Source organism: Pseudomonas beijingensis, assembly GCF_030687295.1.
Classification (GTDB): domain Bacteria; phylum Pseudomonadota; class Gammaproteobacteria; order Pseudomonadales; family Pseudomonadaceae; genus Aquipseudomonas; species Aquipseudomonas beijingensis.
This window is the reverse complement of the sequence record NZ_CP117425.1, coordinates 2613927-2630648: the sequence shown is the minus strand read 5'-3', so window position 1 is coordinate 2630648 and position 16722 is coordinate 2613927. Positions and strand designations below refer to the sequence as shown.

Annotated in this window: 15 protein-coding genes and 2 pseudogenes; 4 read left to right on the top strand and 13 right to left on the bottom strand. The window is 61.5% G+C overall.

Annotated elements, in window-relative coordinates:
• Positions 1–119 precede the first annotated feature (119 nt).
• The gene (gene aceK, locus PSH84_RS12005; RefSeq protein WP_305470175.1) at positions 120–1841 is read right to left on the bottom strand and encodes a bifunctional isocitrate dehydrogenase kinase/phosphatase; all 1722 of its coding nucleotides are present in this window, start codon (positions 1839–1841) and stop codon (positions 120–122) included.
• Between the two features lie 130 nt (positions 1842–1971).
• Between aceK and PSH84_RS12000 the strand changes: the two genes are divergently transcribed.
• Positions 1972–2865: a DMT family transporter gene (locus PSH84_RS12000; protein ID WP_305482992.1), complete on the top strand. Its 894-nt coding sequence runs from the start codon at positions 1972–1974 to the stop codon at positions 2863–2865.
• Between the two features lie 137 nt (positions 2866–3002).
• On the opposite strand, the gene PSH84_RS11995 is transcribed toward PSH84_RS12000, so the two are convergent.
• From PSH84_RS11995 to cysK, 3 genes are all read right to left on the bottom strand, one after another.
• Positions 3003–3866, bottom strand: a complete 864-nt coding sequence (locus PSH84_RS11995) for a DMT family transporter (protein WP_305482990.1) — start codon at positions 3864–3866, stop codon at positions 3003–3005.
• A gap of 339 nt (positions 3867–4205) precedes the next feature.
• A complete protein-coding gene (locus PSH84_RS11990; RefSeq protein ID WP_122566118.1) occupies positions 4206–5144 on the bottom strand; it encodes an aspartyl/asparaginyl beta-hydroxylase domain-containing protein in 939 nt (312 codons plus the stop codon).
• 334 nt (positions 5145–5478) lie between these two features.
• Positions 5479–6453 carry a cysteine synthase A gene (gene cysK / locus PSH84_RS11985; RefSeq protein ID WP_122566117.1) on the bottom strand — a complete coding sequence of 325 codons (975 nt, stop codon included), beginning with the start codon at positions 6451–6453 and terminating at the stop codon, positions 5479–5481.
• Positions 6454–6600: 147 nt separating this feature from the next.
• On the opposite strand from cysK, the gene PSH84_RS11980 reads away from it, so the two are divergent.
• A complete protein-coding gene (locus tag PSH84_RS11980) occupies positions 6601–7677 on the top strand; it encodes a DUF748 domain-containing protein (RefSeq protein ID WP_122566116.1) in 1077 nt (358 codons plus the stop codon).
• Here PSH84_RS11980 and PSH84_RS11975 read toward each other — a convergent pair.
• Positions 7674–8174, bottom strand: a complete 501-nt coding sequence (locus PSH84_RS11975; protein WP_305482988.1) for a DUF2442 domain-containing protein — start codon at positions 8172–8174, stop codon at positions 7674–7676. The two genes, PSH84_RS11980 and PSH84_RS11975, sit on opposite strands and share 4 nt — an antisense overlap.
• Positions 8162–8391, bottom strand: a pseudogene (locus PSH84_RS11970) (DUF4160 domain-containing protein). The gene PSH84_RS11975 and the pseudogene PSH84_RS11970 overlap by 13 nt, the downstream one beginning before the upstream one ends.
• Before the next feature lie 200 nt (positions 8392–8591).
• Here PSH84_RS11970 and PSH84_RS11965 point away from each other — a divergent pair.
• Positions 8592–9437 carry an AAA family ATPase gene (locus tag PSH84_RS11965; RefSeq protein WP_305482986.1) on the top strand — a complete coding sequence of 282 codons (846 nt, stop codon included), beginning with the start codon at positions 8592–8594 and terminating at the stop codon, positions 9435–9437.
• Positions 9438–9471: 34 nt separating this feature from the next.
• Positions 9472–10650 (top strand): vWA domain-containing protein, encoded by a 1179-nt coding sequence (locus PSH84_RS11960; protein WP_003198888.1) that lies wholly within the window; start codon positions 9472–9474, stop codon positions 10648–10650.
• 105 nt (positions 10651–10755) lie between these two features.
• On the opposite strand, the gene PSH84_RS11955 is transcribed toward PSH84_RS11960, so the two are convergent.
• From PSH84_RS11955 to PSH84_RS11925, 7 genes and pseudogenes are all read right to left on the bottom strand, one after another.
• Positions 10756–11676 (bottom strand): 5-oxoprolinase subunit C family protein, encoded by a 921-nt coding sequence (locus PSH84_RS11955; RefSeq protein WP_122566114.1) that lies wholly within the window; start codon positions 11674–11676, stop codon positions 10756–10758.
• A complete protein-coding gene (gene pxpB, locus PSH84_RS11950; RefSeq protein WP_305470164.1) occupies positions 11673–12377 on the bottom strand; it encodes a 5-oxoprolinase subunit PxpB in 705 nt (234 codons plus the stop codon). Before pxpB ends, PSH84_RS11955 begins: the two co-directional genes overlap by 4 nt.
• Positions 12374–13126 (bottom strand): 5-oxoprolinase subunit PxpA, encoded by a 753-nt coding sequence (locus PSH84_RS11945; protein WP_305470162.1) that lies wholly within the window; start codon positions 13124–13126, stop codon positions 12374–12376. Before PSH84_RS11945 ends, pxpB begins: the two co-directional genes overlap by 4 nt.
• Positions 13127–13199: 73 nt before the next feature.
• Positions 13200–14477 (bottom strand): annotated as a pseudogene (locus PSH84_RS11940) (MFS transporter); the annotation flags it as partial.
• A 305-nt stretch (positions 14478–14782) separates the two neighbouring features.
• On the bottom strand, positions 14783–15325 hold the full coding sequence (locus PSH84_RS11935; protein ID WP_305470159.1) for a DUF2937 family protein: 543 nt from the start codon (positions 15323–15325) through the stop codon (positions 14783–14785).
• Between the two features lie 12 nt (positions 15326–15337).
• Positions 15338–16114 (bottom strand): class II glutamine amidotransferase, encoded by a 777-nt coding sequence (locus PSH84_RS11930; RefSeq protein WP_053120116.1) that lies wholly within the window; start codon positions 16112–16114, stop codon positions 15338–15340.
• 32 nt (positions 16115–16146) lie between these two features.
• Complete coding sequence (locus PSH84_RS11925) at positions 16147–16644, bottom strand: MFS transporter (protein WP_122566110.1); 498 nt, start codon at positions 16642–16644, stop codon at positions 16147–16149.
• Between the last annotated feature and the right edge of the window lie 78 nt (positions 16645–16722).

Here is a 16722-nt window from a genome sequence, read left to right as displayed (position 1 = left end):
CCATACCCTGTGGGAGCGAGCTTGCTCGCGATAGCGGTGGATCAGCCAGCGTTGATGTTGACTGACACACCATTATCGCGAGCAAGCTCGCTCCCACAGGGTTTGCGCAGATTTCGAGGTTATTCGCTGTCCAGGTCCTTGCGCCGATACGGAAACACATCGATCACCTTCCCTGCCCGGATCGCCTCCTGCAGGCTTTTCCAGTAGTCGGCGTTGTACAACTCGCCGTGCAACTGGTCGAACAGCTTGCGCTGCCCGGCGTCGGCGAACAGGAACGGCGGGAACTCTTCGGGGAAGACGTCCAGCGGGCCAATGGAATACCAGGGTTCGGAAGCCATTTCGTCTTCCGGTGTGCGGGGCTCGGGGATGTGGCGGAAGTTGGCTTCGGTGAGAAAGCAGATTTCATCGTAATCGTAGAACACCACGCGACCGTGGCGGGTCACGCCGAAGTTCTTGAGCAGCATGTCGCCGGGGAAGATATTGGCCGCCGCCAGTTGCTTGATCGCCAGGCCGTAGTCTTCCAGCGCCTCGCGTACCTGGTCCGGGTTGGCGTTTTCCAGGTAGAGGTTCAGGGGCGTCATCCGGCGTTCGGTCCAGCAGTGGCGAATCAACACTGTCTCGCCTTCCACCGACACCGTGGACGGCGCCACTTCCAGCAGTTCCTCCAGGCAGGCCGGCTCGAACTTGCTCAGGGGAAAACGGAAATCGGCGAACTCCTGGGTATCGGCCATACGCCCGACCCGGTCGACGCTTTTCACCAGTCGGTACTTCTCGATCACCGTGGCCCGGTCGACGTTTTTCGACGGTGAGAAACGGTCCTTGATGATCTTGAACACCGTGTTGAAGCCCGGCAGGGTGAACACGCTCATGACCATGCCGCGCACGCCGGGGGCCATGATGAACTGGTCGTCGGTGTTCGCCAGATGGTTGATCAGCGCCCGGTAGAACTCGGATTTGCCGTGCTTGTAGAAACCGATGGAAGTGTACAGCTCGGCGATGTGCTTGCCCGGCAGGATGCGCTTGAGAAAGCCGATGAATTCCGCTGGTACCGGCACATCCACCATGAAGTACGAGCGGGTGAACGAGAAGATGATCGACACCTGCGCCTCGTCGGTGATCAGCGCATCGATCTGAATACCCCGGCCCTCGCGGTGCAACAGCGGAATCACCAGCGGCCACTGCTCATCACGGGTGTAGATCCGCCCCACCAGGTAGGCGCCCTTGTTGCGGTAGAGCACCGAGGAAAACAACTCCACGGTCAGTTCCGGGTCCTTGCAGACCCAGTCCGGCAGGTTCTCGCGCAACTGCGCTTCGAGGCGCTGCAGGTCGCCCGGCAAATCGGCGTAGTCCTCGCTGAAACGGTAGTCGGCGAACACACTCGCCAGCATCCGGTCCAACTGCCCCTGGGGCTTGTAGGTGCGGGTCTGGGCGGCGCGAGCCCGGCGCAGGCTGGGCCGGGTGGTGTGGATGAACATGGTGCCATCGCTGATCAGATCGTGGCTGAACAGCCCGCAGAAGATCGAGTTGTACCAGGTTTCCGACAGCTCATCGTCGAAGCGCAGGTCGATCAGGCTGATGTAGGCACTTTTGACCAGCGGCCAGCAGCCCACGTCCATCAGTGTTTCGTCATCGAAGGCCTTATGCAGTTTGGCGACGGTTTCGAAGACCTTTTCTTCATATAAATTGATCCGCGCCGCCGAAGCCGCTTGGGCCTCCAGCCACTGGGCCTGCTCGAACCGGGCGCGGGCGCCGTCGGTGATCTGCCGGAAATGCTCACGATAATCGTCGAAGCCGTCGAGGATCGAACGGGCGATTTCGAGGGCGGGCCATGGCTGCGGCATAAAGTAAACCTCGGCGAGTCATGCTTGTTATTGGCGACTGAGCTTAGAGGCCAATTACGCGGCAACGCAACCATTGCCATCGGTATACAGGGCGGCGACACTTGCCACCCCATCAAGGAAGGAGTGGCTCGTGAACCTCGTCGATATCCTGCGTTTACTGTCACTGGCCGCCATCTGGGGGGCCAGCTTCCTGTTCATGCGCATCATCGCCCCCGTCATTGGCACCATCCCCACTGCGTTCTTTCGCGTGTCCATCGCCTTCGTCGGGCTGCTGGTGATCCTGGCCCTGATGCGCGTCGATTGGAATTTTCGCGGCAAGCTCAAAGTCGTCATGGTGCTAGGCCTGATCAACTCGGGCATTCCGGCCACGTTCTATTCGCTGGCGGCCCAGGTGCTGCCGGCCGGTTACTCGGCGATCTTCAATGCCACCACGCCGTTGATGGGCGTGGTGATCGGAGGCTTGTTCTTCAGCGAGCAACTGACCCTGGCCAAGGTCAGCGGTGTCTTCCTGGGGCTGCTCGGCGTTGGCATCCTGACCCGCGCCGGCCCGGTGGCGTTCGACCTGCAACTGTTGATGGGCGCCCTCGCCTGCCTGCTGGCCACGACCTGCTACGGCTTTGCCGGTTTCCTCACCCGGCGCTGGCTCGATCACCAAGGTGGCCTGGACAGCCGTCTCTCGGCCCTGGGCAGCATGTTTGGCGCCACGGTGTTCTTGCTGCCGCTGTTTGGCTACAGCGTCATCAGCCAGCCGCCGGCCAGCTGGGGTGGCTGGAGCGTCTGGTTGTCACTGCTGGGGCTGGGCCTGGTGTGCACCGCGCTGGCGTACATCTTGTACTTCCGCTTACTCAGTTCCATCGGTCCGGTCAAATCCATGACCGTGACGTTCCTGATCCCGCCGTTCGGCGTGCTGTGGGGGGCGTTGCTGCTGGATGAGCCGTTGGGGATGGCGCATTTGTATGGCGGGGTGCTGATTGCGGCGGCGTTGTGGTTGGTGTTGAAGCCTTCAGTCGCGAAGCCGGGCTGAAGCGTCTGCCCGGTAGTTCATTGGCGCAGCGCGAGATGCCATCGCGGGCAAGCCTTGCTCCCACAAGGACTACACATAACCTGTGGGAGCAAGACTTGCCCGCGATAGCGGTTGTTCAGTCAGCGAGCATCCAAGGCTCAGCGACTTTTACGAAACACAAACACCAACCCCACGATGATCAGCACCATCCCCAGCAAGCTCAACAACGCCAGGCGGTTGTCGAACACCAGGTAGTCCATGATCGCCGTCACCGCCGGCACCAGGTAGAACAGGCTGGTGACGTTCACCAGGTTGCCGCGAGCAATCAAACGGTACAGCAACAACGTCGCCAACACTGACACCACCAGCCCCATCCACAACACCGGCACGAAGAACCCCGCGCTGTATTCGAAGTGAAACGGCTGGAACGGCACGAACGCTGCGCACAGTACCAATCCGGCCAGGTACTGCACCGGCAGCGTGCCCAGTGGGTTGTCGGTGATGCGCTTCTGCATGATGGAGCCGGCCGTCATGCTCACCAGCGCCAGCAACCCGCACACCATCCCCGCCAGGGACATGCCGGCCAGGCCGATGCCCTGGTACACCACCATGACCAACCCGACCAAGCCCAGCACCAGGCCGAACATCCGCGACCAGGAACGCTGACGTTCCATGAGCACCACGGTCAGGATCGGTTGCACCCCCATCAGGGTGGCCATGACCCCGGGCGTGACACTCATTTGCAGCGCCAGCAGATAAAAAATCTGATAGGCGCCCAGCAGCACCAGCCCGGTGGTTACCGCGTACCGCATCGGCTTACCGGTCTTGGGCAGCTTGAACTTGAGCAACGGAATCAACAGCACCAGCGCGAACAGTGCGATGGCAAATCGGATCAGCAAAAAGGCGAAGGGTGAAGCGTGGGCCAGGCCCAGCTTGGAAAAGATCGCCCCGCTGCTCCACAGCAAAACGAACAGGCTCGTGGAAGCCGCCGCCAATAAGGCGTTTTTGGAAAGCGAATACATGGATACCACCTGTAGTCAGGCAAAAAGCCAACTCAGCCGAGGCTGAAGTCCAGTAGTTTTTTCAGGCGGGCACAGGGGATGGCAACCGTTGCCGATCAGCCCTGAATGCCAACACCCGGCGGTGATACGACGGCGTACACCGATGAGCTACGGACAGGTGGAGGGTATTGACCGATCTGCGCAGGCTGCTGATTCCCACACGGCAGGACGCCAGCGTTGAACGCTGGAACCACGACCGCGATGACAGGGGATGCAGGCATGAGCCGATCTCTTGAAGGGTGGGTTGGAAAACCCGAAGAGCGCTGACTATAACCAGCGCCCGATGGACTGCGCAATGTTTTAAACGAACAACCAATAACCAAGCGCCGTCAGCACCGCCACCGCCAACACGGGCCGCATCACCCGATACGCCTTGGGATGCTTGCGCTTGAATTGCTTGACCTGGCCACTGATGCCGTCGCTGAACGACTTGCTCCAGGCATAGGCCCGGTTGATGCCGCCGACATGTTCATCGTCCAGGTTCTGTGGCGCGGTGGCGCGGCCGAGGAATGCGCTGATGCTGCGGTTGAGGCGGGTCATCAGCCGGCTTTTCAAGGGCCGCTCGACATCACAGAACAGGATGACGCGGGTCTGTGGGGTTTCGTTCTTGACCCAGTGCACATAGGTTTCATCGAACATGACGTCTTCGCCGTCGCGCCAGGCGTAGATCTGACCGTCGACGAAGATACGGCAGTCATCGGAATTGGGCGTGGACAGCCCCAGGTGATAACGCAACGAACCGGCGAAGGGGTCTCGATGTGGATTCAGATGGCTGCCACCGGGCAACAGGGCAAACATCGCGCCCCGGATGTTAGGGATCCGGCTGACCAGCTCGACCGTCCTGGGGCAAAGCAACTCGGCGGACGGCAGCGGTTTGTCGTACCACTTGAGGTAGAAACGCTTCCACCCCTTCTTGAAGAACGAGCCGAAACCGGCGTCGTTGTTCTTCTCGGCGGCGCGAATGTAACCCTCGTCAAACAAGTGCATGGCCTCGTCGCGAATGACTTGCCAGTTGTCCTTGAGCACATCCAGTTCGGGAAACTTGCTGCGATCCAGGTAAGGCTTCGAGGGCACGCCGGAGAACAGGTACATCAAGGCGTTATAGGGGGCGAACAGCGCCGAATGGTTGACGAACTGACGCAACACCGGCAAACGCGCCTTGCCACGCAAATGCACATAAAGCGTACTGCCCAAAAACAGCAGCAACACCGAGGCCTTGGCGATAAACGAAACGGTCATTTTTACAACTCCTTGTCCAAAAACAACTGACGCAACGCCTACTGCCCGACGTAGCCGAGGACCATGTTAAACATTCGTGGCCCGGGTAAAAACCGTCTGACGCAACATTCTCTGTTGAGTAAAACGCAATAAACACTTTCTAACAGGCGCCACCTGAACCTTGGCTGACGCCGGTCAAAACACCGCTAAATGAACCTTTGTAGGCAGGCTCTCCGTGGGAGCAAGGCTTGCCCGCGATGAAGATAATGCGGTCTGCCAGGAACCGAGGTGCCTATATCGCGAGCAAGCTTTGCTCCCACAGCAGGGCTCTCTCACCCTCGCAGTGAATTCACGATTACTGCTGAGTCTCCTGCTCGGTAAACAGATCGCTGAACAACATGCTCGACAAGTACCGCTCGCCCGAGTCCGGCAGAATCACGACGATGGTCTTGCCCTGCATTTCCGGCTTTTGCGCCAGGCGCACGGCCACGGCCATCGCCGCGCCACAGGAAATCCCGCAGAGGATGCCTTCCTCCTGCATCAAGCGCAGGGCCATGGCCTTGGATTCGTCGTCAGTGACCCGCTCGACCAGGTCGACGATCGACAGATCGAGGTTCTTGGGCACGAACCCGGCGCCGATCCCCTGGATCTTGTGGGGGCTGGGCTTGATCTCCTGACCCGCCATCGCCTGGGTAATCACTGGCGAAACCTCAGGCTCGACCGCCACCGACAGGATCGGCTTACCGCAGGTGTTCTTGATATACCGCGAAACCCCGGTAATGGTTCCGCCGGTGCCCACGCCCGCTACCAGCACGTCCACCGCACCGTCGGTGTCGTTCCAGATTTCCGGGCCGGTGGTCTTTTCGTGGATCGCCGGGTTCGCCGGGTTATCGAACTGCTGCGGCATGAAGTATTTGGACGGATCGCTGGCCAGAATCTCGGCGGCCTTCTCGATGGCCCCCTTCATACCCTTCGCCGGTTCGGTGAGCACCAGCTCCGCCCCCAGGGCCTTGAGTACCTTGCGGCGCTCGATACTCATGGAGGCCGGCATGGTCAGCATCAGTTTGTAGCCACGGGCGGCGGCGACGAACGCCAAGCCGATCCCGGTGTTACCCGAAGTCGGTTCGACGATGGTCATGCCCGGTTTGAGTTTGCCCGAGCTTTCAGCGTCCCAGATCATGTTCGCGCCGATCCGGCACTTGACCGAATACCCTGGGTTGCGCCCCTCGATCTTGGCCAGGATGGTCACACCGCGCGGCGCAATGCGGTTGATCTGCACCAGTGGCGTATTACCGATGGAATGGGCGTTGTCAGCGAATATACGGCTCATGGCTGGGTCCTTGATGGGGCGAGAATTTAAGCCTTTAAAGGTATGCCTGTTGCCCATGGGCGTCCAGTTGCACCGAACGTTCCCGTTGTTGCGACAGTCAATGGCATTAGGAGGCGCTCCCCCAACAAACGCTGGAGACTGACTGACATGAAGCGTCGATACCGCTGGCCACTGTGGGTGTTCGCCACCCTCGTCGCGGTGCTCGTGGCCCTGCACTTCACCCTGCCTTACCTGGTACGCGACTACCTGAACGATAAACTGGCCAACATGGGCGATTATCGCGGCCAGATCACCGACGTAGACCTGGCCCTGTGGCGCGGTGCCTACCGGATCAACGGCCTGGAAATCGTCAAGGTCGACGGCAAGGTCCCGGTGCCGTTCGTCACCGCACCGCTGGTGGACCTGTCGGTGAGCTGGCACTCGCTGTGGTACGACCATGCGGTGGTGGCCGAGGTGGAATTCGCCCGCCCCGAAGTGAACTTCGTCGACGGCGGCGCCAACCGCCAGAACTCCCAGACCGGCCGGGGCACCAACTGGCGCGAGCAACTGGAAAAACTGCTGCCCATCACCTTCAACGAAGTGCGCATCAGGGATGGCAAGGTCACCTTTCGCAATTTCAACTCCAAGCCACCGGTCAATCTGCGGGCCACCGACGTCAACGCCAGCTTCTATAACCTGACCAACGTGGTCGACACCGAAGGCAAGCGCGACGCCCGTTTCGAAGGCAAGGCCCTGGTGGCCGAACATGCGCCCCTGGAAATGCAGGCCACCTTCGACCCCTTGAGCGATTTCGAAGATTTCGATTTCCGCCTGCGGGCCAGAAACATCGAGCTCAGGCGCCTGAACGATTTCGCCGCGGCCTATGGCAAGTTCGATTTCAATGCTGGCCACGGCGACCTGGTGGTCGAGGCTGAAGCCGACAATGCCCGGCTCAGCGGCTACATCAAGCCATTGCTGCGTGATGTCGACGTGTTCGACTGGCAGCAGGACGTGGAAAACCAGAACAAGAACATCTTCCGCTCGGTCTGGGAAGCGCTGGTCGGCACAGGTGAAACGGCCCTCAAGAACCAGCGCAAGAACCAGTTCGCCACCCGGGTGGAACTCAGCGGCAATGTTCACCAGCAGGACATCAGCGCCTTCGAAGCCTTCCTGCAGATACTGCGCAACGGTTTCGTCCAGGCCTTCAATGCCCGTTATGAACAACCGCCGCCGGCGGCCGACTAAGGTTTGCGCGTGACGGTGTAACGGCCGGTCGGTTCCGCGGCCACACTTGCGCCTTTACGTTGCAACGAGTCCCAGCCCAGGCACGCCAGGGCCAACGAACGCGGCACAGCCTCACGGCCACTGCTGTAGCGGCTGATGCTGCGAGCACTGACCCCCAGCGCTTCAGCCGCCTGGCTCAGCGGCAGGCCGGTGCGGGCACGCCAACCGATGAAGATGCGGGTATTTTCGTCCACGGCGTTCTGCGCCAGTGCATCCAGATACAACGTATCGGCACCGATCTGGATATCCAGTTCTGGCCATTCCACGCTCCAGCCATCGTCGCCCAAAATTGCGCCCGCAAACGCTTCGTCTTTCAACAGAGGCTGCAAGCCGGGATAACGTTGTACATCGGCGCTCAAGTCCAGCCTCAGTCGCTGACCGTCGATGAACGTCAGGTCCAGGCTGAACGGCAATACAGGCTGCACGGCCAATAGCCGCGGCCGTTTCATGGGTAGCATCGTTGCCAGTCCTCTAGCAGTTGCGCCTGATGAGCCCTGACCCAGTCCAGCGCTTCCTTATGATCAATGGCGGCGCCCGCCCCATCATGACTTCGACGGTCTCCAGGCTCAGGACCACATCCACTCCGCTACCCGTGAGGTGGACATGGGGCGGAGGATGATCCCTTTCCCGCAACTGAATGCGATAGGTATCTCTGAATCGATATTTAGTAGACATGCCACCGAGCGTATCGCCAAATTGGCGATACGCAATACTGGCAAGGCGCCGAGACTGAGTCAACATGTGACGCTCCATTCAGAGACTGAATACAGCGTCTGCGTTCACAGTCGGCGGGGCGTCGCGTTATAGTCGGGCACGTTATTTATTTCCCGCGCCCCGCCTCCTCAGGCCGGCGATACCGTTCGAGGAATTGCAGAATGAAGTTCGAAGGCACCAGCGCCTACGTGGCCACCGATGACTTGAAGCTGGCCGTGAACGCCGCCATCACCCTGGAGCGGCCGTTGCTGGTCAAGGGCGAGCCGGGCACGGGCAAGACCATGCTGGCCGAGCAACTGGCCGAGTCCTTCGGCGCGCGCCTGATCACCTGGCACATCAATTCCACCACCAAGGCCCACCAGGGCCTGTACGAGTACGACGCGGTCAGCCGCCTGCGGGACTCGCAACTGGGCGTGGACAAGGTCCACGATGTGCGCAACTACTTGAAGAAGGGCAAGCTCTGGGAAGCGTTCGAGTCCGAGGAGCGGGTGATCCTGCTGATCGACGAAATCGACAAGGCCGACATCGAGTTTCCCAACGACCTGCTGCAGGAACTCGACAAGATGGAGTTCTATGTCTACGAGACCGACGAAACCATCAAGGCCAAGCAGCGCCCGATCATCATCATTACCTCCAACAACGAAAAGGAACTGCCGGACGCCTTCCTGCGCCGCTGCTTCTTCCACTACATCGCCTTCCCCGACCGCGTTACCTTGCAGAAAATCGTCGATGTGCATTACCCGGACATCAAGAAAGACTTGGTCAGCGAAGCGCTGGACGTGTTCTTCGACGTGCGCAAGGTACCGGGCCTGAAGAAAAAGCCTTCCACCTCCGAACTGGTGGACTGGCTCAAGCTGCTGATGGCCGACAACATCGGCGAAGCGGTGCTGCGCGAGCGTGATCCAACCAAGGCCATTCCGCCGCTGGCCGGCGCCTTGGTCAAGAACGAGCAGGACGTGCAACTGCTTGAGCGCCTGGCGTTCATGAGCCGTCGCGGCACCCGCTGATCCTCTTCGTCTAACAAGAGCGAGGGCGATTGCCATGCTGCTTAACCTGTTCAACGAAATGCGCGCCGCCAAGGTGCCCGTGTCGGTGCGTGAACTGCTGGACCTGATCAACGCGCTGAAACAGCGGGTGATCTTCGCCGATATGGACGAGTTCTATTACCTGTCCCGGGCGATCCTGGTGAAGGACGAACGGCATTTCGACAAGTTCGACCGGGCGTTCGCCGCGTACTTCAACGGTTTGGAAAAACTCGACGACCACCTCCAGGCGCTGATCCCCGAGGACTGGCTGCGCAAGGAATTCGAGCGCTCGCTGACCGACGAGGAACGGGCACAGATCCAGTCCCTCGGTGGTCTGGATAAGCTGATCGAGGAGTTCAAGAAACGCCTGGAAGAACAGAAGGAACGTCATGCCGGCGGCAACAAATGGATCGGCACCGGCGGCACCAGCCCGTTCGGCTCCGGCGGCTTCAACCCCGAAGGCATTCGCGTCGGCGACGCCGGCAAGCGCCAGGGCAAGGCCGTGAAGGTCTGGGACCAACGCGAGTACAAGAACCTCGACGACCAAGTGGAACTGGGTACCCGCAACATCAAGATCGCCCTGCGCCGCCTGCGCAAATTCGCCCGCCAGGGTGCGGCCGAAGAGCTGGACATCGACGGCACCATCGACCACACCGCCCGGGACGCCGGCCTCTTGAACATCCAGATGCGCCCGGAGCGACGCAATACCGTCAAGCTGTTGCTGCTGTTCGACATCGGTGGCTCGATGGACGCCCACGTGAAAATCTGCGAAGAGCTGTTTTCGGCCTGCAAGACCGAGTTCAAGCACCTGGAGTACTTCTACTTCCACAACTTCGTCTACGAGTCGGTGTGGAAGAACAACCTGCGCCGTACCTCGGAACGCACCTCGACCCAGGATTTGCTGCACAAGTACGGCGCCGACTACAAAGTGATTTTCATCGGCGACGCGGCCATGGCGCCCTATGAAATCACCCAGGCCGGCGGCAGCGTCGAACACTGGAACGAAGAAGCCGGTTATGTGTGGATGCAGCGCTTCATGGAGAAGTACAAGAAGCTCATCTGGATCAATCCGTACCCCAAGGACACCTGGGGTTATACCGCCTCGACCAACATCGTGCGCGAGTTGGTCGAGGACCGGATGTATCCGCTGACTTTGCGGGGGCTGGAGGAAGGGATGCGGTTTCTTTCCAAGTAAGATCTTCTGTGCCCTTTAGGGCCTCATCGCGAGCAAGCTCGCTCCCACACTGGATCTTCGTCGTATACAAGACCCCCTGTGGGAGCGAGCTTGCTCGCGATGCTTTTAGCGGTCGAGAAAATTGCGCAAACACTCCACCTGCTGCCGATGCGCAACCGCCTGCACCACCGGCCGCAACCGCACCTGCGCCCCCGGCAGGCATTGCGCCAGCCGGGCCAGGGCCAAGGGGGTCAAGGCCCCCAGGCGTGGATAACCACCGATGGTTTGCCGGTCATTGAGCAGCACGATCGGCTGGCCGTCCGGCGGCACCTGCACGGCACCGAGGGGAATACCCTCGGAAATCATCGCCGGCCCCTGGTATTCCAGCGCCGTGCCCAGCAACCGCATGCCCATGCGATCGGCGCGACTGTCCAGTGTCCATGGGGTGTTGAACGCATCGAACAGACTCCGTCCACTGAACGCGCCATTCTGCGCCCCCAGGATCAGGTCCAGCGGCTGCGCTTGCTGGAAATCCGGAATCCGCGTGTACGGCATCGGCCGAGGCGTCGGCGTGCCTGAATAGCTCAAGTGCGCGCCGCGACTCAGCGCCCGCCCCCGTCCATCCAGGCCACCGAGTTCCTCGCGCACCACCGTCGCCCGGCTGCCCAACACCGCCGGTGCATTGAAACCGCCAGGGGCCGCCAGGTAGGCCCGGGCACCGAGCACGGGCTGGGTGAGCGCCAGCACCTGGCCCTTGCGCAGGCTGAAGAAGCGCCACGACGCCACGCCCTGGCCGTCTATTCGCGCACCCAGGTCCGCCCCGGCCAACGCCAGCACGCAATCCTCTTCGGCCACCACGGTAAAGCCACCGAGGGTAATCTCCACCACCGCCGCGTCCAGGTCATTACCGAGCATCCAATTGGCCCAGGCCATCGACAGCCAATCCGCCGCGCCGCCCTGGGTCACGCCCAGGTGCCTCACGCCGAAACGGCCAGCGTCCTGCAACAGGCACAGCGGTGTGCTGGCCTCGATCAACAACCGGCTCATGCCTGGGCCTCCAACGGTGTGTCGTCGCCACCCAGCGCGATGAATTCGGCATGATCCACGGGGGCAAAACGCACCGTGTCCCCCGGCTGCATCAGGCTATAGCCGTCGCGCTCACGATCAAACAGTTTGGTCGGGGTGCGACCGATCAGGTTCCAGCCACCGGGCGACACCACCGGATACGCTGCGGTCTGGCGTTCAGCGATGCCGACACTGCCCGCGGCCACGCGCTTGCGTGGCGTATCGAGGCGCGGTGCGGCCAATTCTTCGTCCACCAACCCCATGAAGGCGAAGCCGGGTGCGAAACCCAGGGCAAACACCTGGTACTCGCGTTCGCTGTGGCGGCGGATCACCTGGGCAACCGTCAAGCCGCTGCGGCTCGCCAACAACTCCAATTCCGGCCCGACGCTAAGGTCGTACCACACCGGCAGCACGTGGCATTGGCCGGCGGACTGGGCATCTGGTGAAAGGTTATGCAGCGCTTCGTCGATCAACTCCCGAGCCTGCACCGGGTTCAGGGCGAGCAAATCGTAGTGCACCATCAAGGTGGTGTAGGACGGCACCAGATCGATCAGATGCTCGGCAAACACCGCTCGCAGGCGCTCGCTGGCGGCAAGCATCCAGGGCATGTTGGCCTCGGCGATCTCATCGAACAGGCGCACCATCAGGCAGTCCACCGCCACCACTTCCAAGCGTGGTTTCATGGCGCACTCTGCCGGTCCAGGGCTTCGCGGATGCGTTGCACGGCCGCCACGGAGCTGGCGTTGTCACCGTGCACGCACAAGGTATTAGCCTTCAGGTGCAAGGCGCTGCCGTCACTGGCGGTCAACGCATCGCCACGGGCGATGGTCAGGGCCTGCCCGATAATGACCTCGGGATCGTGGTGCACCGCGCCCGGCGCTTGCCGCGAAACCAGGCGGCCGGCACTGTCGTAGGCGCGATCGGCAAAGGCTTCGAACCACAGGGTCAGGCCGTACTCGTCGCCCAGGGCCTGGGCGGCGCTGTTGTCCCGGGTGGCCATGAGCATCAGCGGCAATTGTCGATCATAGGCCGCGACAGCTTGGATCACCGCGCGCAGTTGCGCCGGGTTGGCCATCATATCGTTGTACATCGCCCCGTGGGGTTTGACGTAGCTGACCCGCCCGCCCTGGGCCCGGCAGATGCCGTCGAGGGCGCCGATCTGGTAGTGCAGCAAGTCCTGCAACTCCTGGGCGCCATAGGCCATGGAGCGGCGGCCGAAGCCCGCCAGGTCCTGATAGGCCGGGTGCGCGCCGATTCGCACGCCGTGGCTCAGGGCCAGGCTGACGGTCTTGCGCATGATGCTCGGGTCGCCGGCATGAAAGCCGCAGGCGATGTTGGCGCAATCGATGAAGGGCATCACCTCGGCGTCCAGACCCATGGTCCAGCTGCCGAAGCTTTCGCCGATGTCGCAGTTCAATAGCAGGCGGTTCACGGTGAACGCTCCTGTAGGTTCTTTCTTTGTTTAACGGTGAGGCACGTGCCCCACAGGTTATCAGTAACTCGGCTTCCAACTGCTTGCCTTGGGTTTCCGGCAGGCTCAGGGCCGCGAGGATCACCACGCCGTAGGAGACCGCCGCGAACGCTCCGATGCCGACGCTCAATGGCACCTTCTGGCTGAGGATACCGATCAACAGCGGGAACAATGCCGCCACCGCCCGGCCGATGTTGTAGCAGAAACCCTGGCCCGAGCCCCGGATGCGGGTCGGGAACAATTCGGTGAGGAACGAGCCCATGCCGCTGAACATCCCGGAAGCGAAGAACCCCAGGGGAAAGCCCAGCCAGAGCATCACGTTATTGCTCACCGGCACCTGGGTGTACAGCAGCACGATGGTGAACGAGCCGACGGCGTACAGGACGAAGTTCTTCTTGCGCCCCAGGATGTCCGACAGGTACGCACTGATGACATAGCCCACGTAGGAACCGACAATCACCATCGCCAGGTAGCCACCGGTGCTCAAGACACTCAAGCCACGTTCATTTTTCAGGAACGTCGGCAGCCAGGACGTGATGGCGTAGTAACCGCCCAGGGCACCGGTGGTCAGCAGCGAGGCGCGCAGGGTGGTGAAGAGGATGCCGGGGGCAAAAATCTCGTAGAACTTCGCTGGATTTTCCGGCGTCAGGCGAGCCTTGGTCTGGTTATAGACTTCCGGATCCTTGACCAGCCGGCGGACGAAAATCACGAACACCGCCGGCACGATGCCGAGGATGAACAGGGCGCGCCAGGCGTCTTCCGGCGGCAGCACCGAGAACAGCAGCGCATACAGGATCGCCGTCATGCCCCAACCCAGCGCCCAGCCCGACTGCACCATGCCCACCGCCTTGCCGCGGTCCTTGGCGCGGATCACCTCGCCCATCAACACCGCACCGGCGGTCCACTCACCGCCGAAGCCGAAGCCCATCAATGTACGGGCGATCAACAGTTGTTCGTAGTTCTGGGCAAAGCCGCACAGGAAGGTGAAGAAGGCGAACCACAGCACCGTCAGTTGCAGGGTGCGCACCCGACCGATGCGGTCCGAGAGAATGCCCGCGACCCAGCCGCCAATGGCCGAGGCGATCAAGGTGCTGGTGTGGATCAGGCCTGCCTGGCCGGTGGTGATGCCCCACATGGCGATCAGGGTCGGCACCACGAAGCTGAGCATCTGGGTATCCATGCCGTCCAGGGCGTAGCCGATCTTGCAGCTCCAGAAGGTGCGACGTTCCTGCTGGTTGATGTTGCGATACCAATCGAACGGGCCAGAACGAGCCTGGGGTTGGGGGACGCCGAGTGTGTCGGGTGCACTCATGGTGGTTCTCCACGGTTTTATTATTTTTGAGTCTCGACGACGCTGACGTGGAGACCGTTGCCCCGATTCTTGAGCGCGCGGCCGATCCCGTCCAACGAATAAAACCTTGGCTGGGTCATAAGAAAAAGTTGATTGGGTGCAGGGGGTGTCATCAGCCGGAGCTGAACGAACACTGTTGTGGGAGCAAGGCTTGCCCGCGATGACGCTGACGCGATCATTCAGAAACCGAGGCGTCTGTTTCGCGAGCAAGCTTTGCTCCCACGTAGCGGGGATAAATCCCCTCGCCACAGAGGTCCGCTGCCGCGCTACAGCCCCCGAAGGTTGCGCTCTTCAATCGGTCGGCTCTGGCGCAGGCGCTTGCCGCCCAGCACCACCCAGTCGATCAGGCGGAACAGGCATTCCAGGCCAAACGACAGCAACATCGCGCCGCTGATGCCCCAGACCATGGCCTCGGGGGTCAGCAGGATCTGGTAACTGTAGCCGTTCCAGGTTTCCTTGCGGATGTCCGGATCGGCGGCCAGCGCCACTTGCAGCAGGCGGATGTACCATGGGCCCTGCATCGCCTGGAATTGCTTGTCCAGGGCCTGCTGGCGCACGAGCAAGGTGTTCAGGCTGTCGGCATCGCTGCGAAAGATCGGGTCCTCGCTGGCACGGTAATGGGCCACCAGGGCCTGCATGTCACCTTTGAAGAACTGGTTGGCGGTGCCCTGGAAACCTTGCAGGCCGGTCTGCGCCTCGATCAGGTGAGCCTCGACCCGCTTGGCGTAATCATTGATGAAGCCCGGCACCTGGACCCCAACCAACAGGCCCACCGCGAACAACACCAGCCGTAGATAACTGAGCAACATAACGTGACGTCCTTATTCGGTCCGGCCGTGGCTGACGCATTCGCCGCGTCGCCACAGGCTCCATTGGCCCGGTTCGTAGCGGGTCCAGGTTTCGTTTTCGGTCAAGGGTTCGGTGGCGATCACCGTGACCACGTCATTGGGCGTGGTTTCGGCCTGGAAATCGACAATCACATCCACGTCCTTGAGACGCGCCGGGCCGAACGGCGCGCGACGGGTGATCTGGGCCAGTTTGGTCGAGCAATAGCAGAACAGCCAGTCGCCATCGCTAAGCAGGCAGTTGAACACGCCTTTGCTGCGGTATTCGGTGCAAGCCTCGATCAACGACGGTAACAGCTGTTCCACCTCTACCGGTTCCGGGAAGGCCTGGCGCACGCGGTTGAGCAGATCGCAGAAAGCCGCTTCGCTGTCGGTGTCGCCCACCGGACGGTAGAAGCTCACGCCCGGTTGGAAATCGGCGAGCTGGCCGTTGTGGGCAAAACACCAATTGCGGCCCCACAACTCACGCACGAACGGGTGGGTGTTGGACAGGCAGACCTTGCCGACGTTGGCCTGGCGAATATGCCCGATCACCACTTCGCTCTTGATCGGATAACGCTGTACCAGGTTCGCCACTTCCGATTCACTGCTGGCGGCCGGGTCCTGGAACAGGCGCAGGCCACGGCCTTCATAGAAGGCGATGCCCCAACCGTCCCGGTGCGGCCCGGTCTTGCCGCCGCGCTGCATCAGCCCGGTGAAGCTGAACACGATGTCGGTCGGCACATTGGCGCTCATGCCCAGTAACTCACACATGCTCGAACTCTCGCTTCAAGGGGCAGGCCTGCTTACAGGCGCGGTTCGATACGCGAACGCTGGGGGTTGCTCGGCACGGGCGGGCGACCGTAACGGTCATCACCGGCCACGCCGAACGGTGGCTCGTCCTCGGGCTCATCGGCCACGGCGGCGGCTTTGGCGGCGGCAGCCCGTTCCTTGCGCGCATTGGCGGCCCGCTCGATGGGGAAGCGGATCAGCACGATCACCAGGTAGAAGCCGAAGGCGATCATGCCATACATGAGCAGATCGGACGCCGCCCGCCAGACGTTGTTGCCAACCTTGAACAAGATGTCCAGGGCGACAATGGCCAAGGCTGGGGCAACTTTGTCCTTCACCGGGTCGACGACGGTGGGGCTGAACAGCAACACCGCCATCAACAAGCGCAGCGGCTCGCGCAACCAGCGCCACATCCAGCGGGTCATGCGCATCCACACCAGTAGGCAGCCCAGGGCGGCGAAGGCGTAGAGGCCCCAGGCGATCAGATAGTCATTCTCGGTCATGGTGTCCATGGCAAGGCAGGCAAAGAGACGCTTATAGTAACGGCTTTTCACGCGTCAGGCTGCCCCGGCGTCTGGCGAATGGCCTGT